This window comes from Helicobacter sp. 23-1045 (genome assembly GCF_053654655.1).
Genome location: NZ_JBSIUR010000009.1, coordinates 59,906 through 84,481 on the forward strand (window position 1 = coordinate 59,906; position 24,576 = coordinate 84,481).

Below are 24,576 nucleotides of genomic sequence, written 5' to 3' on the forward strand. Positions count from 1 at the left end.
GGGGATAAAATGGCACAAAGATTTTTTAAACTCACACTTTTAAGCGACATTGTTTTACAAAAGAGCGCGAATACGCAGGGCAAAAATCAAAGTAGAGATTGTATCAGCGGTGCTGTGTTTTTGGGCATCGTAGCAAAGCATTATGATGAGTTTGCAAAGCCTTTTGATATTTTTCATAGCGGTGCAGTGCGATTTGGCGAGGCAAAGCCATTTATCAATGGCAAAATCGCATACAAAACCCCACTTTGCTTTTTTTGCCCAAAAGAAGCAATGCAAAAAACTACGCAAAAAAATTCTAGCGAAGTTTATAACGCGCTATTTTGTGATTTAGGCAGTGAAGCGTTGCAAGAAAAGCAACTAAAACAAATTCGCGTTGGCTACATAAATGCGGATTTACAAAGCGCGGATTTAGCGACAAACTACACGCAAAAAGTAAATCTCCACGCAAAGGATAATGACAAAAATAATTCAATGTTTGGCTATGAAGCCATCACAAAAGGCGCGGAGTTTGGCTTTTGCGTGAGATTTGATAGTAGCGTAGAAAAAAAGACAATCGATAAAATCACACAGATTTTGCAAGGATTGCACTTTATTGGCAAATCTAAAAACGCCGAATATGGCGAGGTAAAAATCGAAGTTATGGAGGATTTTAGCGAGATTCCCACAGATTCGCATAGCGATTTAAATGAGGTTTTTCTCTATGTCGCCTCCCCTTTGGCTCTTTTTGATAGCGATACTGCAATGCCTACTTTTAGTCTAAATGCGCAAAATTTAGGGTTAGAATCCGCACAAATTATGTGGCACAAAACACATTTGCAAACCCAAATCCACACGCCCTACAATCAAAAGCGCAAAGCAAAAGATAGCGCAAGGCTAAGCATTTCGCAAGGTAGCGTTATTGCGCTTACAAATCTAAGTGAGAGCGATAAAGAGAGGCTAAAAAATGGTAGATTTTTCGCAGGGGGATTTTTAAGCGAGGGTTATGGCGAAATGCTAGTGAATCCTAGCTTTTTAATGCACGGGCAGGGCGCAAAATCATTTGTGTTGCAAGATGGCAAAATCGATTTTGTTAGTGATTTTGCTACGCAAGATTTGCAAAAAGATAGCGATTTAATCGCATATTTAAGCGATTTGCGAGACTTACAAACACACGAAATTGAGAACGCAAACGCCGTAGATAAATTTATTGCAGATAACAAAGATACATTTAGCGATAATCTTACAAACACACAATGGGGTGCGATTCGCACTTTTGCCCAAATGGTAGATGAAGATAAATTAGCAGAACATATCAAAGAATACATAAACGAAGAGCGATTAAAAGAAAAATGGAGTGAGGGGCGAGAGGTGTTAGAAAATTTTGTAAGTAAGCACGACAAAGATGCCATTGCTTTGCTTGCTACGCGTATGCCAAAAGCAAACAATAAAGCACAAACTGCAGAATTAGCGCAAAATAAAGGGGGCGACAAATGAGTAAAGAGACAATTTTAGCACATATCATTTTGGAGGCAGATTCCGCGCTTCACTTTGGCAGTGGGGATTTTGATATGCTTTATGATAGCCCTATTCAGCGAGATTTTAATGGACTGCCTATTATTTTGGGCACTAGCATTTGTGGCGTGATTCGCGCAAATGCAAAAGGGATTTTTAATGTAGATTCGCTCTTTGGCTGTGCAAAGAAAGATGATAATCAAAATTCACGGCTTATTTTTTCAAATGCTTTGCTTTTGGACGAAAAAATGGAAGTCAAAGAAAATCTAATCCCATTTAGCAAACTTAAAGATTCGCCATTTTTGCGACACTTTTTGTCTTTGCCACAAAGGCAACACAACGCAATAGATTATAATGGTTCTTGCAAAGATGGCGCAAAGTTTGATGAAGAAGTCATTTTCAAAGGCACAAGGTTTAAATGTGCTGTTTCTATGGATTGTCAAAGTGAGGGTGATAAAGAAGTGTTTTGTAAGATTTTAAACCTTTTTTATTCGCCAAATATCCGCTTTGGTGCAGGTAGCACAAAGGGCTTTGGCAAAATCAAAGCACACAAAATCACTTATGAGATTTTGCGAACGCCATTTAGCAAATCCGCTTCGCTAAATGAAACTCTAAGCAAACATTTCACGCCTAATTTATTGCAAAAAAGCGATAGATTCACTCATTATACGCTAAATCTCAAACCTGAGAGCGTATTTTTATTTGGTGCTGGATTTGGCGACAAAGATGCTGATAGTATCGGTGTGAGCGAAAAAATTATCGATTATGACAAAGGCGATTTAAGTGAGCGCAAACTGCTAATCCCCGCTAGCAGCATAAAAGGCGCGATTGCGCAAAGAACGCGCTTTTATATTAACGAAGTTTCAAAGAATTTCATCAGCGCAGAATCTAGCGATAATTTGAAAGATTCCGAAGCTAAACAAATCCACGCCACACTTTTTGGCAGTGCAGAATCTAGCGACAAATCCACCAAATCCCAAGCCACAAAGGGCAAAATCCTAATAAACGACATTTATTTGGATTTTGACGCTAAAAAAGATTCGCACCTTTTTGCACACAATAGCATAGATAGATTCACAGGTGGGACGATTGATGGGGCGTTGTTTCAAGAAAAGGCAAATACAAGCCCCGCATTTAAATTAGATATTTTTGTGGCAAATGCGACAAATAGCGCGGATTTTCAAGATTTGAATCAAAATGATTTTTTTGACAAAGCGATAAAATCATTTGAATGCGCCCTAAAAGACATTTGCACTAGCCTTTTGCCACTTGGAGCGGCAAGTAGCAAAGGACACGGATTTTTTAGCGGAGATTTAGAAAAAAATGGAGAAAGAATATGAAAAATTTTGATGAACTAAAAGCGCAATTTGGCGCGTTGCAAAGCGAAAATAACAAATTTGAGGGCTATATTTTAATGAGCGATAAAGAGATTAAAGAGTGTTTGATAGATTCGCCACAAATTTTGCCTAACTTTGATTTGCTTTGCAATGAGCGAAATTTTATCGTAGAGGCTGGGCTATTTTGCGTGGGGACAAATGAGTGCATTTGCATTCGCCACATAAACAACGGCTTTTTATTTAAGCGATTTTGCCTAAATGACTATCCGCACATAGATTTTGAGAATTTCATAGCCATAAATGGCAAGGTAGCAAGAATTGCGCAGATTTGGGAGGAAGTGTGCGATGAAGTGTGTGAAAATATGCCTGTTTTGACACACAAATTTAGCGTATTTGCAGGATTTGAGAAAAATATAGATTCTACAAAAGGGGGCGAAAATGGGTAGAAATTTTCATAGAAATTACGGCAATCATAACAATCGCGGCGGTAATCAGCAAAATAAAAACAATTATAACGCAAAGCCAAAAGGCAATCAAAATAGCAAAGAGTCGCCATACAAATTCATAGAACCAAATGAGACCGTATTTTATCCGCAAGAGTTTGGCGAAGTCGCAGATGATAAAATCAGCTTTGAAAAGCCATTTAGCGATTCTCAAAGCGGGATTTTAGAGCTTACAATCATCGCAAAAAGCGATATTTTTGCAGGCGGATTTGAGGGCAAAAATGCCGACAACAAAACCACAAAAGCGTTTTTTAAAATCGGCGATAAATACGCCCTAAGCGGTTCTAGTGTGCGTGGCGTGATTCGCACTATTTCACAAGTGCTTAGCTTTGGCAAATTTCAAACAAATGCGCCCGAAGAATATATAGATAAAAATGGCAAAGTTACAAAGCATACTAGACATAATTTTGACAAAGGCAAAGAAACTAGATTAGATATGACCGAGCGAATCTTTGGGGCGATTATCGCAAAAAACAATAAAAATTTCTCGCTAAAATCGCGCATTAGCTTTTCGCATTTTATCGCTAATAAAGTTTGTAGGATGACTGATAAACAACACATAAGCTACATAATGCTAAATCCGATAGAAACGACAAAAAAAGAAAATAAAAAACTACCAAAATTCCTAAAAAATAACGGTTTTAGATTTTATGCCCCATTAGGGCATATCACCCCATCAAATACTGACAAAATCAAAAATCAAGATGTCATATCTACCATCTCCCCACTAGGCGCAGGCACGGAGTTTGTCGGCAAATTGCGCTATTTCAATCTAACCAAAGCAGAGTTAGGATTAGTCTTGCTCTGCTTGACTTCGCTTGATAGCGACAAAGGCGAATATTATAAATTTGGCGGGGCGAAATTCTACGGCTATGGCGATACGCAAATCAAATTAGATGGTATTAGCGAATCTTTACAGCGCGAGTGCATAGAGGCATATAAAAAACTTTTGGCAAAAACGGATTTTGAGTTAGATTCGCGCATAAATGATTTACGCAAAGTAAGCAAAAAGCAAGATTTGTCGCAAAGCAATAATTCGCAAAATCCACACCCCAAACCACGCGAATCTAATCCAAATCACGCTAATCAAAATGCGCACCATAAAAATTTCACACGCGATTCGCGCCATTCAGATTCACAAAATGACGATGATGATTGGAATGGGTTATAATGTGTTTATCATTGCAAGATTCGCGCTACATTGTCGTCATTGCGAGGTGCGTGAGCGATAGCGAACGCAACGAAGCAATCCAAATCAAAAAAATAAAAACTTCGTCATACTGAGCGCGATAAGCGCGAAGTATCCAAATCGCACAATTCTAAAACTCAAACAACCTTTGCTCTACGGGCTTTTTAGATTTAGGCATCGGCTTACTTGGTATTTGCGCTAATTGCGCCTCTATCGCAGAATCTACGCTAGATTCTGCGATATCCCGCGTTGGCTCACTCAAATATCTATAATCCCCGATTTTTTCATCAAAGGCAAAAAGCACGAGATTTTTATCATCATTCATTTTCTCATTAAACCCCGCAGAGCCAAGCAAAATCTGCATATTATCAAACTGCTTTTCAGTGATGATAAGTGTGCGGACATTGCCAAGCGGTGGCAGTATCCCACGCACCCGCTCCACCGCGCTTTTTGCCGCACTCACACCTTTACAGATTCGCATATACACGCTAAATTGCATCATAAAAAAGCCCTGTTTTATCAGCTCATTACGGAATCTTGTGGCGTATTTCTGCTCTTTTTTGCTCTTTGTGGGAATGTCAAACATCAGCAACACACGCATAAACTTATCATCACGCAAAGCCAACATTTGCGAGCTCCCCACCATCAAGCAACGCACTTCTAAAACTCTGCACGAAGTGATTTACCGCGCGAATGAGAGGCAATTTTTTATCATTGAGTTGCACTTCACTTTGGAGATTCTCAATGAGTGCGTGTTTATGCGCCTTGCCTAAAAACTCACTATCACTTTGCAACGATAGCACTCTCATATCCACAAATGCGCGAAATGGCTCGATAATGTCATCGCAAAGGTTGAATTGATTGAACACATTTGCGTGTCTTATCCCAAACCACGCTAAAAGCCCACTTATGCAAACCGCACGCACGATTGCCGCACGGACAATCGCATAGCCGTAATTGAGCGCGGAATTTGTGAAGCACAAATCATTGCGACTAAAATCAATGCCAAAAAGTGTCTTAAAATATAGCGCGGCGGCGCGAGATTCTGCGAACGCGCTATCATTTAGGCGCACTTGCTTTGCCATATCTATCAACTCATTGCTTTGACTTGTATGCCCTGCGCGCGATAAGACAAAGGCTTGATTGCGGATTTTGTTTTGGATAATCTTTTGCCACAAAATCGCCTTTGTCTGCTCTTTTACCGCGATTTGCTCTTTTGCGATTTGAGAGGCTTGGAAATGCGCTAAAAATGGCATAAAAATACCATTTGGCAAATGGGATTCATCACAAGATAAAAGCACGATTTTGCAATCTGCCATCGCTCTTAAAAGTGCCGAAGTAAGCGTAATTCGCGGAGATTCAAGGATTATAAAAGCTAAATCTTTTAGGTAGAGATTTGCCTCATTGTCGTTTTGGGTGATATGCAAATGATTTTGCTTTAAATGTAACTTCGCATCATTTGCGATAATCACGCTCTTAAAGGCTTCGTCAAAATTTATTGTTGCCATTTTGCCCCCTGCTAACAAATATCGGCAAAAGCACACGCACAAGCACAAAGATTTATTATTTGCAAGATTCTGCGTTTTCCCCCTCCCTTGCGGAGTGATTCGCATTTCTATTTCCCCCTCCCTTGCGGAGGGGGATTAAGGGGGTGGGTAATTTTTGCATTAGATTCTGCGAATTTAGAGTAGATTCTGCATTTTTCTTACAATTCGCAGAATCTACCCCATTCCGTCATTGCGAGATTCTGCGAAGCAGAATCGTGGCAATCCATATTTAGATTCTGCATTTTGTTTCCGTCATTGCGAGAAAATGAGCGTAGCGAATTTTCGTGGCAATCCATATTAGATTCTGCGTTTTGTTTTCGTCATTGTGAGATTTGCCCCACATTTTCGTCATTGCGAGGCGATTCAACGAATCGCCGAAGCAATCCAAAACGACAAAAATCTATCAAACTCCACAAAATTTATGTTATAATTTCGCCTTACAAATCAAAAAGGAATACAAAATGCCACAAATAGATGAGAAAAAAGAAAAATTAAGCGAACTTAGGCGTTGGCAGAATTATTTTGTGAGCATATTGATAGCTGTTGTGGCGTTTGTCGCCGTGCAGTATGATAGTGTCAGTGGCGTTTTGTTTTATCTTTGTGTTGGTGTCGCTTTGCTATCTATCGTAATTGTCGTTTTGCTTGCGCGAAAGATAAACAAAACAATCAAAGAAATAGGGAGGTTGTGAAATGGAAATCGTAGTAGCTTGTATCATAGGGATTACTTTTTTGGGCTTTATGACGGCGTGTTATATCACTGTAAAGGATTATTAGAAAATTTGCGCTTTTTGTCATTGTTTTAGTGTGATTTGACACGAATCCACAAAGATTTTGCCATTGCTAGGCAAATCTAATTGAATGCGAATTGCAAAAACTCTGTCATTGCGAGATTTACGCCATATTTTCGTCATTGCGAGGCGCACGAAGCGAAGCGAGTGCAACGAAGCAATCCATTAGATTTTTCATAAATCGCAGAATCTGCCTTAATTTTTCGCCATTGCGAGATTTGACTTTGTCAAATCGTGGCAATCCATATTTTTGTCATATTGAGCGTAGCGAAATATCTCAATTAGATTCTGCGATTTTAGAGTAGATTCTGCGTTTTTCACACAATTCGCAGAATATAGCGCAGAAATTTGTCATTCTGATCAAGTGAAACGAGCGAATAATCTCAAAAATTCTCCCCCTCCCTTGCGAAGTGATTCGCATTTCTATTTCCCCCTCCCTTGCGGAGGGGGATTAAGGGGGTGGGTAGATTCTGCGAACGCAGAATCTGTAAAATTATCGTGCGAAGCACCCTTAATCTCGCCCGCTTCGTGGTGCAAAAAATCAGATTGAAGGTTGCAGTAGTGCAACCGCCGATTTTTTTGCTAGAAGCGAAAGCTGGGCACTCCCCTAAAAGCGAAAAAGCGGTTGTTTTTGGGGACACAATTAAATAGTCGGGGAGCGGGAGCGGGGCGTAAGCCCTTTTTGTGAGAAAGAAAGCGAATCTAAATCAAAAAACGGCGAAAATATCGCAGATTCTGCCCCGAATCGTCATTACGAAGCGCGTGAGCGATAGCGAACGCAACGAAGCAATCCAAAAAATATTGTCATATTGAGCGTAGCGAAATATCTCAATTAGATTCTGCGATTTTCGCACAATTCGCAGAATATAGCGTGATTTTCCGTCATTGCAAGATTCTGCGAAGCAGAATCGTGGCAATCCATATTTAGATTCTGCGTTTTTCTTACAATTCGCAGAATCTCACACGAAAAAATTACAGATTCTGCAAAATTTGATTTTCTGCGCTTCGCACAATTCGCAGAATCTGCCTTAATTTTCCGTCATTGCGAGATTCTGCGAAGCAGAATCGTGGCAATCCATATTTAGATTCTGCGTTTTTCTTACAATTCGCAGAATCTCGCCCAAAAAATCTCCAAAAATCCTCCATTTTTACCCCAAAATACCTTTCTCATTTTTGCAAAATTTCGAAATTTCAGCAAATTTTAAGGTTCTCAAACCCCGCAAACTACGCACCAAAACGCACGCCACCATCAAAATCCTAGCCATTTAAGAATATTTTAAGGTTTGGACTGCTAAAATCCCGCCTGTAAAACGGCATTTTCGCGAGGTATGTTTTACACCGACCCGATTTTATAGGGGACTAAAACCAACTCAGGTGTCATTTTTTCGTTAAATAACAGTTTTACACCGACCCGATTTTATAGGGGACTAAAACAAAACTCCCTAGTGGTTTTGCCACTAGGGAGGTTTTACACCGACCCGATTTTATAGGGGACTAAAACTCCTACTTTTCTTCCATTTCTTTCAGAAGATGTTTTACACCGACCCGATTTTATAGGGGACTAAAACCCAAATAGTTCTACTGTTTCTGCATTAGCATTGTTTTACACCGACCCGATTTTATAGGGGACTAAAACCTATGGAGATTTCCCCTCCTCCTTTGCGAAAAGTTTTACACCGACCCGATTTTATAGGGGACTAAAACAAATCGTCTAATTTCATGGGTCCTCCTATAAGTTTTACACCGACCCGATTTTATAGGGGACTAAAACTTAGATGACTGCGGCTGTGAATATCTATCAAGTTTTACACCGACCCGATTTTATAGGGGACTAAAACTTAGATGACTGCGGCTGTGAATATCTATCAAGTTTTACACCGACCCGATTTTATAGGGGACTAAAACTATCTTCTTTGGTGATATCTACATTACCTCTGTTTTACACCGACCCGATTTTATAGGGGACTAAAACTTTTTCCGTTGATTCTATGTCTACATTTGGGTTTTACACCGACCCGATTTTATAGGGGACTAAAACTTTTTCCGTTGATTCTATGTCTACATTTGGGTTTTACACCGACCCGATTTTATAGGGGACTAAAACCTGTATCATTAGATACTATGAAAAATTTTATGTTTTACACCGACCCGATTTTATAGGGGACTAAAACCGCGCATTTCTGGCGAGTTTAGAAACCTTTTGGTTTTACACCGACCCGATTTTATAGGGGACTAAAACACCTAACTTAATCCGCACTTGCCTTTGTAAATGTTTTACACCGACCCGATTTTATAGGGGACTAAAACGTAAGTCTCGACTTCAGTTTCTGTAGGAGCTAGTTTTACACCGACCCGATTTTATAGGGGACTAAAACTCCTAGCTGTTAACAAAGACAACGATTTTTGGTTTTACACCGACCCGATTTTATAGGGGACTAAAACTAATGCATTATCAGCTGCGTCTTGTACTGCTTGTTTTACACCGACCCGATTTTATAGGGGACTAAAACTTCAAAACAAATGAATATTCAGGATTGTTTATGTTTTACACCGACCCGATTTTATAGGGGACTAAAACATTACCCCTAGAATTAAATCCACTACTTTAGTTTTACACCGACCCGATTTTATAGGGGACTAAAACTCATAGCTGTTAACAAAGACAACGATTTTTGGTTTTACACCGACCCGATTTTATAGGGGACTAAAACTAATGCATTATCAGCTGCGTCTTGTACTGCTTGTTTTACACCGACCCGATTTTATAGGGGACTAAAACTTCAAAACAAATGAATATTCAGGATTGTTTATGTTTTACACCGACCCGATTTTATAGGGGACTAAAACGATGAAGAACTACAAGTTGAAGGATATTAAATGAAAAAGATACTCTTAATTTTAACATTAGTTATTTCTAGTTCATTAGCTGATTCTTTTAGGAATTTTGAACTTATAACTGATGCTTTTATAGATTGTTATAATAAATTCCCTAGTAGAGGATTGCTTGTATTTGGTGGTATAAATATAAAAAATAATGATTCAGTAAAAGTAGCTATCAATTATATGGAAAATGAATGTCCTTATGAATATAATAGAATGAATAGTATTCTAAGAGAATATGATAAAAGAGGAAGAAATGCCTTACTGTCTATGGCACTATCAAGGACTCTTCGAAATATTGCTAATCATTTAGAAGAAAAGGCAAGTGAATTTGATAAATTAGCTACATACATATTAGAGAATGGGTGAGTTTTACTATGACCCGATTTAGGGGGCTAACTTTAACCAAATACAATAAATTTGATTTCGTTTGCTTTTTTTAAAAATTTTGTGCTATCATTTCGACAAACTCAATTTGGCTGAATTTTTTAAAAAGGATTTGTGATGATAGATTACGAAAAATACGCAAATATGAATACAAAGCAGTTGGCACAGTCGCTTATGAGTGTTGAAGCACGAGAACAAAAATTTCGCGAGGAAGCTCAAAAAAAATTGCGCGATATGCAAGAGCTTACTTATTTTTTAAAAACAAAAATCAAAGAGAGCTTGGATGAGCCAAAATTTGTGTCGTTAAAAGATTCGGGGCATATCGAAAAGGCAAATAAATATTTAAACTCTCTTACAGGCGAAGAACAGGCAAAATTAAGGCAAGAAGTAGATGATGAAATGAATAGGGATTATGGCGATGAGTTATGAAATAATATTTAAAAAACAGGTTTCAAAATTTTTAGATAAACTAGAAAAATCTGCACCTAGCGAACATTCTAAAATTGTAATTTTTTTAAATGAAAAATTATCGACAAGCGATAATCCCTGCTTATTACCAAACGCAACACATTTACAGGGATACAACGACAATCGCTATCGGTGGAGACTAGGCAATTATCGCATTATAGGCATTGTAAATAACGGGGAATTTAAAATTATCGAAATTATCAAAATTGCAAAGCGAGATAACCGCACTTACAAAGGCTTGTAATAGACAACAATCAAAAATCATAAATCGCTATTTTTATTTTTGTGATTTTGCGATACAATACCACACAAAAATGCTTCTAAAAGGCTAAAAATGGATTTTCATATCATTGCAATTTTAGGCATATCGGGCAAGGATTCAAAGAGTGTTTATGACAAAGATTCTACCCTAAAATTGCCACTAAAAAATGGCACATTTCACAACTCCACGCATTGTTTAATTGATAGTTTTGGCGAAAATGCGACTTACACTTTTATCGGCACAGCAGAATCTATCAAATATCAAAATGAGATTTTTGACACATTGCCACAATGCAAGGCGATTTTTGAGAAATTTTCGCCACAGATTCTCCCGCAAAATGACGAGTTAAGAGATATTTTTCACAAGATTCTAATGGCAATCAAACTTTGTCGCGCTAATCATATCATAATCGACATTACGCACGGATTTCGCCATCAGCCCATTATTGTGAGTTTTGCTAGCACATTAGCAAAGCAGATTTACGACAAAAAGCGCATTACGCTAATCTTTGCCAAAACGCAAAGCGATGGCACTTATTGTTATACAAGTTTGGAGCAATATTCGCGCCTTAGCATTATTGCGATGAGTTTGCAAAATTTTGTGAAAACTTTAAGTATGCAAAAAAGCAAATATCAATACAAAGAGCCACTTCTTGCTTCGCTAGCTGCCTTTTCAAACGCACTTCACGCAAATGCGTTTAGTCAAATCTTTGATTTGCTAGACAAATCGCTATTTAAGCTAAAACAAGCAAAAAAAAGAGAAAGATTTATAGGATTAGAGAATATTTTAGGTGAAGTAGAAAAGATTTTGTTGCAGTTTGAGGCGATAAAAAATGCGACAGATTACGAAAAATACTACTATTTAGCAAGGATTATGTATAAAAAAGGCTTTCATTTAATCGCTGCGACTTATATCCACGAATCTATCGCGCTGTATGCGATTGATAGATTTATCAAAGCAGATATTATCGAAACGGAAGGTTTTAGCATTTATGAGCAATCCGTAGCGGTGCGGAGCTTTATTTTGACAGGCAACAAGCCAAATAACACTAAATTTGACAAAAATGTCTTTTATGATTTTCAAAGGGCGCAGGATTATGCCGAAAAACACGCCGATGATTTGAGATTATGGAAAGAGCTAATAGAATCAATCAAACACATACGCAATGATTTAGCCCACATAAGCCACAATGACGAGCATAAAATCCACTTAATCAAAAATAGCATAAGAATATCTTTAAAGCAACTAAACTTTATCATAAACCCAGATTTGCCAAAAACGCCCAAAACGCTTTTTATTTTGCTAAATCACGAGCTTACAGAAGCCCAAAAGAGCGAATCTACAAAGCGATTTAACATTACAAATTTTGCAAATATCACAAATGAAAAATGGGGCAATATCCCGCCAGATACAGAGCGTTTAGATGAATTTTTAGGCGATTTTAAAACCGCGCTAAAATCAAACGCCAAAAAAGGCGATTATTTGCTAGTGCAGGGCGATTTTGGTGCGACTTATGCGATGGTGCGCTTTGCGATTAGTTTGGGCGTAACGCCTATTTATGCCACCACCAAGCGAATCTCTGTCGAATCCATCGAAGATGGCATTAAGGTTACCAAAAAGATATTTGCCCACGAGCGATTTAGGGAATATTAAGATTCTGCGATTTTTATAAGATTTTTGCTAAAATTGCAACTTAAATTTTAAAATAAAAGGGGAATTAAATGGGTAGATTTAAAAAAGCGGCAGATATACCTTCACCAAGTATAGATGGGTTTGATATGGATTTTTTGGGCAATCAAGCAAAGATTTATATGTGTAATTTTATCACTTCTAAAAATAGCGCATTGTTTTTTGGCAAAGATAGTTTAAATGAAAATGTAGCGAACTTTTTAGGATTTAGTAAAATCTATAATAGTCTTAATGGCGAGACAATCGAATCAGTGAAATACACAAATCAAGTTATAGATTTTTGCAAACAACAATTAAAAACTTTGCAAGATAAATCATTTCAACAAAAATTACGCAATTCAGCACATTGCAAAAATTTAGAAAAAAATGTGGGTTATTTGAAAGATATGCTATCTTTGAATGAAACGGAGGTAGCGATTATAAAATGTATCACCATTGCAGAACATTGTATGACGCTATATAGTTTTATACAATCACTTAAAACAAACACTCCACGCCGATTGGCAATGGTTGTTAGCAAAATAATAGGTTACCCTTATGAGAGCGTAGCTTTGGCAATGCAAAGAAAAAGCATATTGCAACAAGCAGGGATTTTAAATGATGATTCTAATCATTTTAATGAGCCATTTGAGTTTGCAAATACGCTACTCGCAGATATTTTGATAAGCGAGTGCAATGATAAAAATGATTTAGTTGCAAACTTTGTAGAGCTATGCGAAAAAAGCAATCTTACAAAAGAGCATTATCCTTATGTGGTGGATTTTGATTTGATGGCAAAATATCTTACCCAAGCTACAAAACAACGCAGAATCGGCGCAAATATCTTGCTTTATGGCGAAGCTGGTATGGGGAAAACGGAGTTAGCAAAGTTACTTGCAAAAAGCGTGGGTGTGAATCTATACAAAGTAAAAAGCGATTATGATGGCAGTGTGCTTGATAGCAAAGATAGATTAAGTCTATATGTTTTATCGCAAAAGTTTGTGAATCCAAAAAATATCTTACTTTATGATGAAGTGGAGGATATTTTAAATGCTTCCGTGCAAGATAAGCGATTAGAGAACAAGGCATTTTTAAATGAGATTTTAGAAACAAATGTCGTGCCTACGATTTGGATAATCAACAAAATTTCATTGCTTGATAATGCAACGATTCGTAGATTTGATTGTGTGATGAAAATCGCTGTTAGTAAAAAAGAGCATAAAATGCAGATTCTGCGAAATGTGTGTGGAGATAAATTAGACAAGGCAACTATGGACTTTGCGCTAAATATAAAAAGATTTGCCCCTGCTGTGATTTATAAAGCAAATGATGTAAGCACAATGATAGGCGGGGATTTTGCGTTTAATTTTAAAACGCTTGTGAAAAATACTATCAAAGCACAAAAAACTACGATTCGCCTTTTGCCTGAAAAACCCAAACGCAAAAAACCAAATAAATCCACTCTACCAAAAAGCTATTCGCTAGAATTTATCAATGTGGATTTTGATTTAAATAAACTAATATCCGCGCTAAAAAATGATAGAAATATCAAAATTTGTATCTATGGCGTAAGTGGCACAGGGAAAAGTGCCTTTGCACAATATTTGGCAAAGGAATTACAAAGAGATTGCGTAGTGCAAAATGCAAGTGATTTGCTAGATAAGTGGGTAGGTGGCACAGAGCAAAATATCGCAAATGCCTTTAAGGACGCTAAAAAGCGCGATATGGTGTTAGTTTTTGATGAAGTGGATAGCTTTTTGCGCGATAGAAGTGGTGCAAGTGGCTATGAATTAACTCAAACTAACGAAATGCTAACCCAAATGGAAAAATTTGACGGCGTTTTTGTCGCTACGACAAATTTGATGAGCGATATTGACAAGGCGGCTTTGCGGCGATTTGATGTGAAATTAGAATTTAAAGCACTAAATGATGAACAAAAGGCAAAATTGTTAGAGAGAGAATGCTCCCTATTAGGATTAAAATGCAATGCTAGTGTAAAAAAGCTCATTAAAAGCGTGGATAATCTTACCATTGGTGATTTTGCTGTGGTGGTAAAGGGGCATAGATTTAATCCAATCAAAGATGCCGATGATTTTTATGAAAGACTTTGTGGTGAAGTGAAAACCAAAAACATCGGCAAATTTGAAAAAATGGGCTTTATGAAATAAATTTGGCAAGGTGCAGATTATGGATTTTCATATCATTGCAATTTTGGGAATGGCGGGCAAAGATAAAGATGGTAAGATTGTAAAAAGTGCGTATAGTAAAGATTCTGCGTTAGATTTGCCACAATTAAAAAATGGCGAGTTTTATAACTCCACGCATTGTTTAATTGATAGTTTTGGCGAAAATGCGACTTACACTTTTATTGGCACAGATAAATCTATCAAATATCAAAATGAGATTTTTGACACATTGCCACAATGCAAGGCGATTTTTGATAAAAATGAGCCGATAAAAGTGCCCGACAACGACATCGAATCTGTTTTTAGCCAAGTTATCGAATCTATCAAAAATACCCAAAGCAAAAATGTCATTTTAGATGTTACGCACGGATTTCGCCATCAGCCTATTATTGCTAGTTTTGCAAGTGTGTTAGCGCAAATTAGCACCAAAAAATCCATAACGCTACTTTTTGCAAAAACGCAAGGTAAAGATTCACAAGAGCGCGATTTGTTTCAATACATAAATTTAGAGCGATATTCACAAATAAGCCTTATTGCGCTTAGTTTGCAGACATTTACGCAAACTTTGCGTGTGCCAGAGATGAAAATAAATGAACCTTTTATCATTACGCTTACACATTTTTCAAACGCACTTCACGCAAATGCGTTTAGTCAAATCTTTGAGCTATTAGACAAAGTCAATATCGAGCTAAACAATGTAAAAAATAGTGATAGTTTCAAAGGGCTAAAAAATATTTTGAGCGAAATCGAATCTATTTTAGACATTTTTAAAAACATTCAAAGCACACAAAAAGATTATAATAAATACTACAAATTAGCGCGACTTATGCACTCCACAAAATACTATTTAATATCCGCAACATACATTAGCGAGGCGATTTCGCTGTATATTTTGGATAGTTTAAATCAAAAAGGCTTTTTTATAAAATGGCGGAAAAATAGTAATAATGAGCCATACAAAGTGCAACAGGCGGTAAAAGAATTTATGTATTTTGTATGCGATAATGATTTAAATAGCGTTAATTATCAAACCAAAAAAGATAAATGTTATGAAAAATGCAAATTTTATTTAGACAAAGATTTATTTGATGAGTTAGAATCTATCATTCGCAACAAACATTTAATTGTGTTTAAAAATCTATGCAATCTCATAAAAGACATAAATAAAATTAGAAATAATTTGGTGCATATAACAAAAGGGCAAGATTCGCCACAAACTATTCAAGGCGATTTGCAACAAATAATCGAATCTTTTAATCAAAAATGCCTTAAAGACGATTGCCTAAAAGATATTTAAAAATGCTAAATTTTTGCAAAATCTCCATTTTATCGCGCGATGAATTTGTGCCACCATTTTTTATCGGTTCACAGATTCGAGGTGCGCTAGGATACGCACTAAAAAGCGTAGTTTGCACCAAAGATGATGGCAAATGCGAATCGTGCCAAAGCACACAATCTTGCGCCTTTTTTGACTTCTATGAGCGCAAAAATACCTATCACAATTTTTGCTTGGATTTTAAGCTAGGCGCACCACGCTATGATTTTAGCATTTATCTATTTGGCAAATCCATAGAAAGCGCACCGCTGATTTTGGCAGCATTACACAAAATGCTTTGTGTGATAGGATTGAAGTCAAACAATACAATATTGCACTTTAAAGACATTGTGATTTTTGTAAATGACAAATTTTGCTTTTGCAATGATGATATAAAAATGCCATTAGATTTTAGGACACAACTAAATATCGATAATTTTACACCGTGCGCAAAAATTACATTTACCACACCGCTTCGCATAAAGAAAAACAATATTTTCGTGCGAGACAACGCGCTATCGTTGCACGATATTTTTAGCTCACTTCACAAGCGAAAATTAGCCATTTTTGGCAAAAATAGTGAATCTTTGCACGAATCTAGCGCAAAACTAATAAGCATAAATCTAAAATACACCGAATTATACCGCAAATCCCGCCATCACAATGCTATGAATTTGGGCGGACTTATGGGCGAAATACTTATAGATAGTTTGGACAAACAAAGCTACACATTATTAAAAATAGGCGAACTTATCGGGCTTGGCAAACAATGCTCATTTGGATTAGGGCGATTCACATTGCAACCATACTAAATTCACACCCTGAATCATTATTGCAAGATTTGCGCCACATTTTTTGTCATTGCGAGATTTTGCGAAATTAGCGTGAATCGCAGAATCTGCCTTAATTTTCCGTCATTGCGAGATTTTGCGAAGCAAAATCGTGGCAATTCATTAGATTTTCTTACAATTCGCAGAATCTCGCGCAGAAATTTGTCATTCTCGCGCGAACTTCGTTCGCGAAGAATCTCAAAAATTCTCCCCCTCCCTTGCGGAGGGGGATTAAGGGGGTGGGTAGATTCTGCGAACGCAGAATCTGTAAAATTATCGTGCGAAGCACCCTTAATCTCGCCCGCTTCGTGGTGTAAAAAATCGGATTCAAACGAGCAGTAGTGCGAGTGCCGATTTTTTGCTAGAAGCGGAAAAGCGAGGCACTCCCCCTAAAAGCGAAAAAGCGGCTGCTTTTTGGTGCGTAGGGGGAGCGGGGCGGGGGGTGCAGCCCTTTTTGCGGGGAAAAACTAGCGAATCAAATAAACAAAATAACGAAACTATCGCAGATTCTGCGAATCAAACAAAAAACACAGAATCTCACACAAAAAAATTCACAGATTCTGCATTTTTCGCAAATATCGCAGAATCTGCCTTAATTTTTCGTCATTGTGAGGCAGTTTGAGTGTAGCGAAAACAACGAAGCAATCCATTAAATTTTCGCAAATTTCGCAGAATCTAGCGCAGAAATTTGTCATTCTGAGCGAGTGAAACGAGCGAAGAATCTCAAAAATTCTCCCCCTCCCTTGCGGAGATTTTGCATTTTCTCCCCCTCCCTTGCGGAGGGGGATTAAGGGGGTGGGTAAATTTCACATTAGATTCTGCGATTTGTTTCCGTCATTGCGAGATTCTGCGAAGCAGAATCGTGGCAATCCATATTTAGATTTTGCATTTTTGTGCGAATCGCAGAATCTGCCTTAATTTTTTGTCATTGCGAGGCAGTGGCAACGCCACAACGAAGCAATCCATTAATTTTTTTACGAATCGCAGAATCTAGCGTGATTTTCCGTCATTGCGAGAAAATGAGCGTAGCGAATTTTCGTGGCAATCCATATTTAGATTCTGCGTTTTCACACTAGATTCTGCGTTTTTCTTACAATTCACAGAATCTCGCACGAAAAAAATCACAGATTCTGCAAAATTTATTTAGATTCTGCATTTTTCGCACAATCGCAGAATCTAGCGTGATTTTCCGTCATTGCAAGGCAATTCAACGAATCGCCGAAGCAATCCAAACGAATCGTCATTGCGAGATTTGACTTTGTCAAATCGTGGCAATCCAAGATTCTGCGAATTGTAAGAGAACGCAGAATTTTTTACCGCTTCGTCATTACGAAGCGCGTGAGCGATAGCGAACGCAACGAAGCAATCCAAAAAATATTGTCATATTGAGCGTAGCGAAATATCTCAATTAGATTCTGCGATTTTAGAGGCAGATTCTGCATTTTCGCACAAATCGCAAAATCTAGCGTGATTTTCCGTCATTGCGAGATTCTGCGAAGCAGAATCGTGGCAATCCATTAGATTTTCGCACAATTCGCAGAATCTCATCCTTTTTCGCAAAAATTCTCCAAAAAATCTCAAAAATTCTCCAAAAATTCACCCCAAAATTCTCCATTTTTACCCCAAAATACCTTTCTCATTTTTGCAAAATTTCGAAATTTCAGCAAATTTTAAGGTTCTCAAACCACGCAAATCCCGCACCAAAACGCACTCCACCATCAAAATCCCAGCCATTTAAGAATATTTTAAGGTTTGGACTGCTAAAATCCCGCCTGTAAAACGGCATTTTCGCGAGGTAGTTTTACTATGACCCGATTTTATAGGGGACTAAAACAACGAACTCGCCATCTAGAACATCAGATAGAGTTTTACTATGACCCGATTTTATAGGGGACTAAAACGGATCAATAGAATTAAATGGTAAGTATAAAAGTTTTACTATGACCCGATTTTATAGGGGACTAAAACTGTAAAGTTTTTACGTGAGAACCCTTTAATTTGTTTTACTATGACCCGATTTTATAGGGGACTAAAACTAGGATTTCCATTATCCAATAAAGACTATAGTTTTACACCGACCCGATTTTATAGGGGACTAAAACTTAAATACAAGCTTATGTTGCTTTTCAAACTTGTTTTACACCGACCCGATTTTATAGGGGACTAAAACTACTTGGGTTGAGCATTATCATACTGCTCGAGTTTTACACCGACCCGATTTTATAGGGGACTAAAACAAGTTTCGCCGTCTATAATGTCGTCGAGGGAGTTTTACACCGACCCGATTTTATAGGGGACTAAAACTTGTTCCTTCTAAATACACTCGGTATATCTGTTTTACACCGACCCGATTTTATAGGGGACTAAAACCTGTAGTCTTTAAAGTAGTTTCTCCACAAGGTTTTACACCGACCCGATTTTATAGGGGACTAAAACTGTTGTATATGGAACTAATGATGGGACTTTATGTTTTACACCGACCCGATTTTATAGGGGACTAAAACTTCAGCTAATTCTTTAGTTATTTGAACTTTGTTTTACACCGACCCGATTTTATAGGGGACTAAAACATCAAGTTTATCCATCCCTGCTTCTAATATAGTTTTACACCGACCCGATTTTATAGGGGACTAAAACAGTTCATGAAATCTATTAATTTCATTTTCTCCGTTTTACACCGACCCGATTTTATAGGGGACTAAAACTTTTGCTGATTTACCAAATTCTCTCGCCATAGTTTTACACCGACCCGATTTTATAGGGGACTAAAACGTGAATTGTCGCAACTCAGGCAGGCAAGGTGTTTTACTTCGACCCGATTTAAGGGACTAAACAAGTATTTTTTGACAATCCTTCAAAAAAAGCAAATTTTCGCTATAATCCAAATAAAATCTACAAATCAAAAAGAGTTTTAATGCAAAATAACACTACAAATATCACCCAAGACACCGATTTCAAAAACTTCGTTAGCGAAGTCAAAGCCAAAATCCAAACCGCCCACACCCAAGCCCTAAAAGCGGTAAATAAAGAACTCATCGCCCTTTATAGCGACATAGGCAAGATTATCACTCAAAGGCAAGAGCATTTTGGCTGGGGCAAAAGTGTGGTTGAGAGCCTTGCCAAAGAATTACAAAGCGAATTTGAGGGATTGAGCGGATTTAGTGCGCAAAATCTATGGAATATGCGCCAATACTACCTTGCTTATAAGGACAATGAAATTCTCCAGACACTGTCTAGAGAAATTTCGTGGTCGCACAATGTGCTTATTTTTCAAAAATGCAAAGACGATTTGCAAAGAGAATTTTACATAAAATCCACACTCAAAAACGCGTGGAGCTACCGCGTGCTAGACAATCACATAGACAATCAAAGCTATGAAAAATCCCTTTTATCGCAAAATAACTTCGATTCGACACTGCCCCAAAATCTATCCCAAAAAGCAAGTTTGATTCTAAAAGATGAATATACCTTTGATTTTCTGTCCCTACGCAACGAGCATAGCGAAAAAGAATTAGAACTTGCCCTTATAAGACAAGTGCAAAATTTTCTCACCCAAATGGGCAGTGATTACGCCTTTATAGGCAATCAATACAAGTTAGAAGCCGATGGACAGGAATTTTTCATCGATTTGCTTTTATATCATAGACGGCTAAAATCTCTTATCGCCATAGAGCTAAAAATCGGTGATTTTAAGCCCGAATACGCAGGAAAAATGAATTTTTACCTAGCCTTGCTTGATGAGCAAGTGCGCATAGATGGCGAAAATTCAAGCATAGGCATAATTATATGCAAAGACAAAAGCAAAACTATCGTAGAATACGCGCTAAAAAATACCACCAAACCCATAGGCGTAGCTACATACACACTTACCAAAACCCCGCCAAAAGATTTGGCAAAACTTTTGCCAACGCCAAAAGAGATAGGCGAGAGATTGCAAGGATTTTTTGATGAATAGCGATTCTGCGAAACTTACTGCCAAAAGACTATTTGGAAAAATTAGTCAAAGAAAATGATAGGATTTTCATCGATACTTGCGCCCTTTTGGCGACTCAAAAGCAGTGGAATATCAACACAATCGAAACATTTTGGCAAAATATCACGCCATTTTTAAAGCAGTATCAAAAAGCAATCATAATCCCAAAAAGCGTGGTAGATGAGCTACTCAAACACGCAAATACTTCGCAAGATAAAAATCTAGCCCTCCGCGCCAAAAATGCCATAAATCTTATTAAAAAACTACTAGAAAATCGCGTAATCAACATTTTTGGCGATAAAAGCGACAATAGCCACGCAGATAATGTATTTGATACGATTTTCACGCAGTTTCGCACAAAATACACTATGCTACTTATCACGCGTGATTATGACTTGGCGCGCGATATTTTGGCACTAAATGACAAAAAAGCCACAAATGGCAAAAAAGTTAGCGCGCATTTCATTAGTAATGAGGGATTTTTGATAAAGCCAAATTTGGTTTCTGAATTTTTGGGTAAAATTTTGAACTTTAAAGATAAATCGCCATCGCAAGAAAATTTAGATTCTGCGAAAATTAAGCCATTTATGATAGGCGTTCAAATCACTGATATTAGCAATGAAGTTTTGCCAACGCATTTTATCCCAAAAGTCGGCGATTATGTGATGACGCCAAGCGGGACGCAAATAAAATTAATAAACAAAATCGCCGAAGGTGGCGAAGGGACTGCGTTTGAGACAAGCACAGAGCATATTGCAAAAATCTATTTTGCGCAAAAAATCACAAAGCGAATCTATGAAAAAATCAAACTAATGATAACCCGCCAAGTGAAGTTTAAGGGCATTTGTTTTCCAAGTGAGATTTTGCTAAATAAGCACAATGAATTTGTCGGATTTCTAATGCCAAAGGCAAAAGGGCATAACTTGCAAAGGATTATGTTTTCTAAGCCACTATTAGAAAAGTATTTTCCAAAATTTAAAAAGAGAGATATGATTGAGCTTTGCATAACGATTTTAGAAAAAATTACATTTTTGCATAGCTTAAATGTTATTTTGGGCGACATAAATCCGCAAAATATTTTGGTAGTCTCCCCAAAAGAAATATATTTTGTGGATACTGATAGCTATCAAATCGGCGGATTTCCTTGTCCTGTGGGGACGATAAACTTTACCGCACCTGAGATTCAAGGCAAAAATTATGCTACATTTTTGCGCACAATAGGCAATGATAAATTTGCCGTAGCAACGCTTCTTTTTATGATAATGCTACCTGGCAAACCGCCATATTCGCAACAAGGTGGCGAATCCCCCACAAAAAATATCCAAAATGGCAATTTTCCTTATGCCTTTGATGGCAGTAGCAACGAAAAAGCACCCGAAGGCTCGTGGAAATTTATGTGGAGTCATTTGGACTATAAACTCAAAGAAGCTTTTTATCACACATTTCAAAAAGGTGGCAAATATAATGACAAAAACAATCGCATAAGCGCAAAAAAATGGCTTAAACTCTTTGAAAATTATCGCAATAATTTAAATAATATGATTGAAATCGATGAAATGTCAAATGACATTTTCCCATCAAGATATAAAAAAATCAAAAATAGAGAATACATAAAGTGCAGAATCTGCAACAAAGAAACCGATAAAAAAAAAGGACATATTAAACAAATATGTAAAGATTGCCTTTATAAAGATGCAAAAGTAGAGCGATACAAATGCCAAAAATGTGGTGGCGAAATAATTTTTAGAGAGCCTAATAAAAAATACGGCATAAAACTTGCAAAATTTAAGGAATGCTATAATTGTTTTCAAAAAACAAAGCAAAATTAAGATTTGTTTTGATAATATCGCGCTTTAATTTTAACATAAAGGATAAGAAATGAGTAATGATTTGATTAGAATTGAGGACTTGGTAAATAACCCCACCGCGCGAATTCCTATTTGCCTTTGCTTAGATACAAGTAGCTCTATGGGAGGGGCACCGATAAATGAGCTAAATGAAGGCGTAAAAATGTTTTATGATGCGATTGCCAATGATGAAATGGCAGCGCATTCTGCTGAAATATGCGTAGTGACTTTTGGAAATAATGGCTTTGAATGCCTAGCAGATTTTGCAAGCTTAAATGTGCAAAAAACTGCCCCCGTTTTACAGGCAATGGGCTATACGCCGATGGGCGAAGCGGTGAATTTAGGATTAGATTTGCTAGATAAACGCAAAGATGAATACAAAAATCGTGGTGTAGATTATTATCAGCCGTGGATGGTGCTAATGACTGATGGTGCGCCAAATGGCGATGAAGATGAATTGCGAAGGGCGATTTCTCGTTGCGTAGAGCAGGTAAATGAAAGAAGACTTACTATTTTTCCTATCGGCATAGGTCCTTATGCAGATATGAATGTTTTGGCGCAATTCTCACCCAAACGCCCTCCATTGCGACTAAAAGGGCTTAGCTTTAATAAATTTTTCGAGTGGCTTAGCAAAAGTATTTCCGCAGTCTCTGCGTCAATGCCGGGGGATAATGTCAAGCTTGATATTGAAGGCATAAAAGGCTGGGGCGAATTATGAGTTTTAAGGCGATTTGTTGCGCCACACAGGGTAGAAGCCATATAAAGACAAACACGCCCTGCCAAGATAAAACCTTTGCGCTAATCACTCCAAATTTTAGTGCGATTGCGTTAGCAGATGGCGCAGGTTCGGCAAAATACTCGCATTTTGGCGCAGAGATTGCCACGAAATTTATTTGTAAGATTTTAGAGCGGCATTTTATGCTGATTTTGCAAGATGCAGATTCTGCGAAAGTGGATATTTTAAATGCTTTGTTAGGTGAATTGCAAAAGGAAGCGCAGTTTAGAGAATGCGCGTTGAAAGATTTGGCTTCTACGCTTTTGTGTGTGGGAGTTTGCAATGATATTTTTATCGCTTTTCATTTAGGCGATGGGCTAATATGCGCTTTGGATTCAAATGAAATGCGACTAATCTCTGGCGCACAAAATGGCGAATTTGCAAACACTACATTTTTTACCACTTCGCAAAATGCGTGGCAAAAAGCAGAAATCATTATAGATAAAATGGACAATATAAACGCCTTTGCGCTTATGTCTGATGGCGTTGCGCCAAGTTTTTATAATGAGCGAAGTGGGGAGTTTAAGGCATTAAAAGGCATTTTGCAAAAATCATTGCTCATCTCGCAAGATAAAATGCAAGAGCGAATGCAACAAACGATGGATAATGTTTTAGTTAAGGCGACTTTTGATGATTGCTCACTAGCGATTTTGGCGCGAAATGATGAGTTTTTAGGATATTCAAAACTCACAGGAGAGCAAAAAAAGTGGCTTTTTGAAATGGAAGGCAGTGCGGTAAATTACACAAAAATAAGGAACTTTGATAAAATCATAATGAGTTTAGAGTCGCCAAAGGAATTTGACGAAATTTTGCAAACTTTACAAAGCAAAACTAAATATTTTCAAAGGTGTGTGCGAATATATTTGCAAAAACTATGCGAAATAGGCGCAGTTAGCTTTGATGGCAAAAAATACAGCGCACAAATCGCAATAAAATAAGATTAAATTCAATCTCCCACACTCCCATCACTGCTTTGGTGTAATTCATATGAAGCAATCCATAAAAATAATTTCGTGCTAGATTCTGCGATTTTGTGGAATTTTCGCAGAATCTGCATTAGATTCTGCGATTTTCGTGGGAGATTCTGCGAGGGCATTTGGCGATTTAATATTTTATTATTTTAAGCAAAT

At 37.5% G+C, this 24,576-nt stretch carries 31 protein-coding genes and 2 CRISPR repeat arrays; of the genes, 23 read left to right on the forward strand and 8 right to left on the reverse strand.

Annotation, left to right across the window (positions count from 1 at the left end):
* Positions 1-9: 9 nt before the first annotated feature.
* The 4 genes from ACWIUE_RS09360 to ACWIUE_RS09375 are packed head-to-tail and all read left to right on the forward strand — an operon-like array spanning position 10 to position 4,502.
* Entirely contained in the window at positions 10-1,473 is a 1,464-nt protein-coding gene (locus tag ACWIUE_RS09360; RefSeq protein ID WP_454136472.1) for a hypothetical protein, read from the forward strand.
* Positions 1,470-2,831, forward strand: a complete 1,362-nt coding sequence (locus ACWIUE_RS09365) for an RAMP superfamily CRISPR-associated protein (RefSeq protein WP_454136473.1) — start codon at positions 1,470-1,472, stop codon at positions 2,829-2,831. Before ACWIUE_RS09360 ends, ACWIUE_RS09365 begins: the two co-directional genes overlap by 4 nt.
* On the forward strand, positions 2,828-3,274 hold the full coding sequence (locus tag ACWIUE_RS09370; protein ID WP_454136475.1) for a TIGR04423 family type III CRISPR-associated protein: 447 nt from the start codon (positions 2,828-2,830) through the stop codon (positions 3,272-3,274). Before ACWIUE_RS09365 ends, ACWIUE_RS09370 begins: the two co-directional genes overlap by 4 nt.
* The gene (locus ACWIUE_RS09375) at positions 3,267-4,502 is read left to right on the forward strand and encodes a hypothetical protein (RefSeq protein WP_454136476.1); all 1,236 of its coding nucleotides are present in this window, start codon (positions 3,267-3,269) and stop codon (positions 4,500-4,502) included. The genes ACWIUE_RS09370 and ACWIUE_RS09375 overlap by 8 nt, the downstream gene beginning before the upstream one ends.
* Before the next feature lie 148 nt (positions 4,503-4,650).
* Here ACWIUE_RS09375 and cas2 read toward each other — a convergent pair whose 3' ends face one another.
* Complete coding sequence (gene cas2, locus ACWIUE_RS09380) at positions 4,651-5,148, reverse strand: CRISPR-associated endonuclease Cas2 (protein ID WP_454136477.1); 498 nt, start codon at positions 5,146-5,148, stop codon at positions 4,651-4,653.
* Positions 5,132-6,019, reverse strand: a complete 888-nt coding sequence (gene cas1 / locus ACWIUE_RS09385) for a type II CRISPR-associated endonuclease Cas1 (protein ID WP_454136507.1) — start codon at positions 6,017-6,019, stop codon at positions 5,132-5,134. The genes cas2 and cas1 overlap by 17 nt, the downstream gene beginning before the upstream one ends.
* 152 nt (positions 6,020-6,171) lie before the next feature.
* Here cas1 and ACWIUE_RS09390 point away from each other — a divergent pair, with 152 nt between their 5' ends.
* The 5 genes from ACWIUE_RS09390 (at position 6,172) to ACWIUE_RS09410 (ending at position 7,405) form a co-directional block, all read left to right on the forward strand.
* Entirely contained in the window at positions 6,172-6,300 is a 129-nt protein-coding gene (locus ACWIUE_RS09390) for a hypothetical protein (protein WP_454136478.1), read from the forward strand.
* A gap of 10 nt (positions 6,301-6,310) precedes the next feature.
* On the forward strand, positions 6,311-6,541 hold the full coding sequence (locus ACWIUE_RS09395) for a hypothetical protein (RefSeq protein WP_454136479.1): 231 nt from the start codon (positions 6,311-6,313) through the stop codon (positions 6,539-6,541).
* A complete protein-coding gene (locus tag ACWIUE_RS09400) occupies positions 6,529-6,756 on the forward strand; it encodes a hypothetical protein (protein WP_454136480.1) in 228 nt (75 codons plus the stop codon). The genes ACWIUE_RS09395 and ACWIUE_RS09400 overlap by 13 nt, the downstream gene beginning before the upstream one ends.
* Positions 6,757-6,932: 176 nt before the next feature.
* Positions 6,933-7,160: a hypothetical protein gene (locus ACWIUE_RS09405; protein WP_454136481.1), complete on the forward strand. Its 228-nt coding sequence runs from the start codon at positions 6,933-6,935 to the stop codon at positions 7,158-7,160.
* A 59-nt stretch (positions 7,161-7,219) separates the two neighbouring features.
* Positions 7,220-7,405 carry a hypothetical protein gene (locus ACWIUE_RS09410; RefSeq protein WP_454136482.1) on the forward strand — a complete coding sequence of 62 codons (186 nt, stop codon included), beginning with the start codon at positions 7,220-7,222 and terminating at the stop codon, positions 7,403-7,405.
* 157 nt (positions 7,406-7,562) lie between these two features.
* Here the strand turns inward: ACWIUE_RS09410 and ACWIUE_RS09415 are convergent, their stop codons facing one another.
* Together ACWIUE_RS09415 and ACWIUE_RS09420 are read right to left on the reverse strand one after the other, a co-directional pair.
* Positions 7,563-7,772: a hypothetical protein gene (locus ACWIUE_RS09415; RefSeq protein WP_454136483.1), complete on the reverse strand. Its 210-nt coding sequence runs from the start codon at positions 7,770-7,772 to the stop codon at positions 7,563-7,565.
* 55 nt (positions 7,773-7,827) lie between these two features.
* The gene (locus tag ACWIUE_RS09420) at positions 7,828-8,001 is read right to left on the reverse strand and encodes a hypothetical protein (RefSeq protein ID WP_454136484.1); all 174 of its coding nucleotides are present in this window, start codon (positions 7,999-8,001) and stop codon (positions 7,828-7,830) included.
* Between the two features lie 184 nt (positions 8,002-8,185).
* A CRISPR array of direct repeats spans positions 8,186-9,702; the repeat unit is 36 nt; unit sequence GTTTTACACCGACCCGATTTTATAGGGGACTAAAAC.
* Between the two features lie 30 nt (positions 9,703-9,732).
* Between ACWIUE_RS09420 and ACWIUE_RS09425 the strand changes: the two genes are divergently transcribed.
* The 10 genes from ACWIUE_RS09425 to ACWIUE_RS09470 all read left to right on the forward strand — a co-directional run bounded on the left by ACWIUE_RS09425 (position 9,733) and on the right by ACWIUE_RS09470 (position 17,769).
* Positions 9,733-10,104 carry a hypothetical protein gene (locus ACWIUE_RS09425; RefSeq protein WP_454136485.1) on the forward strand — a complete coding sequence of 124 codons (372 nt, stop codon included), beginning with the start codon at positions 9,733-9,735 and terminating at the stop codon, positions 10,102-10,104.
* Between the two features lie 135 nt (positions 10,105-10,239).
* Positions 10,240-10,551 carry a hypothetical protein gene (locus tag ACWIUE_RS09430; protein ID WP_454136487.1) on the forward strand — a complete coding sequence of 104 codons (312 nt, stop codon included), beginning with the start codon at positions 10,240-10,242 and terminating at the stop codon, positions 10,549-10,551.
* Positions 10,541-10,834: a type II toxin-antitoxin system RelE family toxin gene (locus ACWIUE_RS09435; protein ID WP_454136488.1), complete on the forward strand. Its 294-nt coding sequence runs from the start codon at positions 10,541-10,543 to the stop codon at positions 10,832-10,834. The genes ACWIUE_RS09430 and ACWIUE_RS09435 overlap by 11 nt, the downstream gene beginning before the upstream one ends.
* Before the next feature lie 90 nt (positions 10,835-10,924).
* A complete protein-coding gene (gene csx20, locus ACWIUE_RS09440) occupies positions 10,925-12,505 on the forward strand; it encodes a CRISPR-associated protein Csx20 (RefSeq protein WP_454136489.1) in 1,581 nt (526 codons plus the stop codon).
* A gap of 68 nt (positions 12,506-12,573) precedes the next feature.
* Positions 12,574-14,688 carry an AAA family ATPase gene (locus tag ACWIUE_RS09445; RefSeq protein WP_454136490.1) on the forward strand — a complete coding sequence of 705 codons (2,115 nt, stop codon included), beginning with the start codon at positions 12,574-12,576 and terminating at the stop codon, positions 14,686-14,688.
* 19 nt (positions 14,689-14,707) lie between these two features.
* Positions 14,708-16,003, forward strand: coding sequence for a TM1812 family CRISPR-associated protein (locus ACWIUE_RS09450; RefSeq protein WP_454136492.1), 1,296 nt, complete (start codon positions 14,708-14,710; stop codon positions 16,001-16,003).
* Between the two features lie 2 nt (positions 16,004-16,005).
* On the forward strand, positions 16,006-16,833 hold the full coding sequence (cas6, locus tag ACWIUE_RS09455) for a CRISPR system precrRNA processing endoribonuclease RAMP protein Cas6 (RefSeq protein ID WP_454136493.1): 828 nt from the start codon (positions 16,006-16,008) through the stop codon (positions 16,831-16,833).
* A gap of 72 nt (positions 16,834-16,905) precedes the next feature.
* Positions 16,906-17,193 (forward strand): hypothetical protein, encoded by a 288-nt coding sequence (locus tag ACWIUE_RS09460; protein ID WP_454136494.1) that lies wholly within the window; start codon positions 16,906-16,908, stop codon positions 17,191-17,193.
* 16 nt (positions 17,194-17,209) lie between these two features.
* Positions 17,210-17,473 (forward strand): hypothetical protein, encoded by a 264-nt coding sequence (locus ACWIUE_RS09465; protein WP_454136495.1) that lies wholly within the window; start codon positions 17,210-17,212, stop codon positions 17,471-17,473.
* Between the two features lie 173 nt (positions 17,474-17,646).
* Positions 17,647-17,769: a hypothetical protein gene (locus tag ACWIUE_RS09470; RefSeq protein ID WP_454136496.1), complete on the forward strand. Its 123-nt coding sequence runs from the start codon at positions 17,647-17,649 to the stop codon at positions 17,767-17,769.
* A gap of 72 nt (positions 17,770-17,841) precedes the next feature.
* Here the strand turns inward: ACWIUE_RS09470 and ACWIUE_RS09475 are convergent, their stop codons facing one another.
* Genes ACWIUE_RS09475 through ACWIUE_RS09485 form a run of 3 tightly spaced genes read right to left on the reverse strand, consistent with a single transcriptional unit; the run spans position 17,842 to position 18,432 of the window.
* Positions 17,842-17,976 (reverse strand): hypothetical protein, encoded by a 135-nt coding sequence (locus tag ACWIUE_RS09475; RefSeq protein ID WP_454136497.1) that lies wholly within the window; start codon positions 17,974-17,976, stop codon positions 17,842-17,844.
* A gap of 51 nt (positions 17,977-18,027) precedes the next feature.
* Complete coding sequence (locus tag ACWIUE_RS09480; RefSeq protein ID WP_454136498.1) at positions 18,028-18,222, reverse strand: hypothetical protein; 195 nt, start codon at positions 18,220-18,222, stop codon at positions 18,028-18,030.
* 33 nt (positions 18,223-18,255) lie between these two features.
* On the reverse strand, positions 18,256-18,432 hold the full coding sequence (locus tag ACWIUE_RS09485; protein ID WP_454136499.1) for a hypothetical protein: 177 nt from the start codon (positions 18,430-18,432) through the stop codon (positions 18,256-18,258).
* Between the two features lie 217 nt (positions 18,433-18,649).
* Positions 18,650-19,623: a CRISPR direct-repeat array (repeat unit 36 nt; unit sequence GTTTTACACCGACCCGATTTTATAGGGGACTAAAAC).
* Between the two features lie 142 nt (positions 19,624-19,765).
* Between ACWIUE_RS09485 and ACWIUE_RS09490 the strand changes: the two genes are divergently transcribed.
* Genes ACWIUE_RS09490 through ACWIUE_RS09505 form a run of 4 tightly spaced genes read left to right on the forward strand, consistent with a single transcriptional unit; the run spans position 19,766 to position 24,384 of the window.
* Positions 19,766-20,806 carry a PDDEXK nuclease domain-containing protein gene (locus ACWIUE_RS09490; protein ID WP_454136500.1) on the forward strand — a complete coding sequence of 347 codons (1,041 nt, stop codon included), beginning with the start codon at positions 19,766-19,768 and terminating at the stop codon, positions 20,804-20,806.
* A gap of 32 nt (positions 20,807-20,838) precedes the next feature.
* Positions 20,839-22,653, forward strand: coding sequence for a protein kinase domain-containing protein (locus ACWIUE_RS09495; RefSeq protein WP_454136501.1), 1,815 nt, complete (start codon positions 20,839-20,841; stop codon positions 22,651-22,653).
* Between the two features lie 49 nt (positions 22,654-22,702).
* The gene (locus tag ACWIUE_RS09500) at positions 22,703-23,389 is read left to right on the forward strand and encodes a vWA domain-containing protein (protein WP_454136502.1); all 687 of its coding nucleotides are present in this window, start codon (positions 22,703-22,705) and stop codon (positions 23,387-23,389) included.
* Entirely contained in the window at positions 23,386-24,384 is a 999-nt protein-coding gene (locus tag ACWIUE_RS09505) for a PP2C family serine/threonine-protein phosphatase (protein WP_454136503.1), read from the forward strand. The genes ACWIUE_RS09500 and ACWIUE_RS09505 overlap by 4 nt, the downstream gene beginning before the upstream one ends.
* A gap of 8 nt (positions 24,385-24,392) precedes the next feature.
* Here ACWIUE_RS09505 and ACWIUE_RS09510 read toward each other — a convergent pair whose 3' ends face one another.
* The gene (locus ACWIUE_RS09510; protein ID WP_454136504.1) at positions 24,393-24,542 is read right to left on the reverse strand and encodes a hypothetical protein; all 150 of its coding nucleotides are present in this window, start codon (positions 24,540-24,542) and stop codon (positions 24,393-24,395) included.
* Positions 24,543-24,576 lie beyond the last annotated feature (34 nt).

Coding starts and splice junctions, on each gene's coding strand:
- ACWIUE_RS09445 (WP_454136490.1), top strand. CDS start 12,574: ATGGGTAGATTTAAAAAAGCGGCAGATATACCTTCACCAAGTATAGAT.
- ACWIUE_RS09420 (WP_454136484.1), bottom strand. CDS start 8,001: ATGGAGGATTTTTGGAGATTTTTTGGGCGAGATTCTGCGAATTGTAAG.
- ACWIUE_RS09450 (WP_454136492.1), top strand. CDS start 14,708: ATGGATTTTCATATCATTGCAATTTTGGGAATGGCGGGCAAAGATAAA.
- ACWIUE_RS09360 (WP_454136472.1), top strand. CDS start 10: ATGGCACAAAGATTTTTTAAACTCACACTTTTAAGCGACATTGTTTTA.
- ACWIUE_RS09365 (WP_454136473.1), top strand. CDS start 1,470: ATGAGTAAAGAGACAATTTTAGCACATATCATTTTGGAGGCAGATTCC.
- ACWIUE_RS09490 (WP_454136500.1), top strand. CDS start 19,766: ATGCAAAATAACACTACAAATATCACCCAAGACACCGATTTCAAAAAC.
- ACWIUE_RS09500 (WP_454136502.1), top strand. CDS start 22,703: ATGAGTAATGATTTGATTAGAATTGAGGACTTGGTAAATAACCCCACC.
- ACWIUE_RS09430 (WP_454136487.1), top strand. CDS start 10,240: ATGATAGATTACGAAAAATACGCAAATATGAATACAAAGCAGTTGGCA.
- ACWIUE_RS09505 (WP_454136503.1), top strand. CDS start 23,386: ATGAGTTTTAAGGCGATTTGTTGCGCCACACAGGGTAGAAGCCATATA.
- ACWIUE_RS09400 (WP_454136480.1), top strand. CDS start 6,529: ATGCCACAAATAGATGAGAAAAAAGAAAAATTAAGCGAACTTAGGCGT.
- ACWIUE_RS09510 (WP_454136504.1), bottom strand. CDS start 24,542: ATGCCCTCGCAGAATCTCCCACGAAAATCGCAGAATCTAATGCAGATT.
- csx20 (WP_454136489.1), top strand. CDS start 10,925: ATGGATTTTCATATCATTGCAATTTTAGGCATATCGGGCAAGGATTCA.
- ACWIUE_RS09370 (WP_454136475.1), top strand. CDS start 2,828: ATGAAAAATTTTGATGAACTAAAAGCGCAATTTGGCGCGTTGCAAAGC.
- cas2 (WP_454136477.1), bottom strand. CDS start 5,148: ATGTTGGCTTTGCGTGATGATAAGTTTATGCGTGTGTTGCTGATGTTT.
- ACWIUE_RS09435 (WP_454136488.1), top strand. CDS start 10,541: ATGAGTTATGAAATAATATTTAAAAAACAGGTTTCAAAATTTTTAGAT.
- cas6 (WP_454136493.1), top strand. CDS start 16,006: ATGCTAAATTTTTGCAAAATCTCCATTTTATCGCGCGATGAATTTGTG.
- ACWIUE_RS09425 (WP_454136485.1), top strand. CDS start 9,733: ATGAAAAAGATACTCTTAATTTTAACATTAGTTATTTCTAGTTCATTA.
- ACWIUE_RS09375 (WP_454136476.1), top strand. CDS start 3,267: ATGGGTAGAAATTTTCATAGAAATTACGGCAATCATAACAATCGCGGC.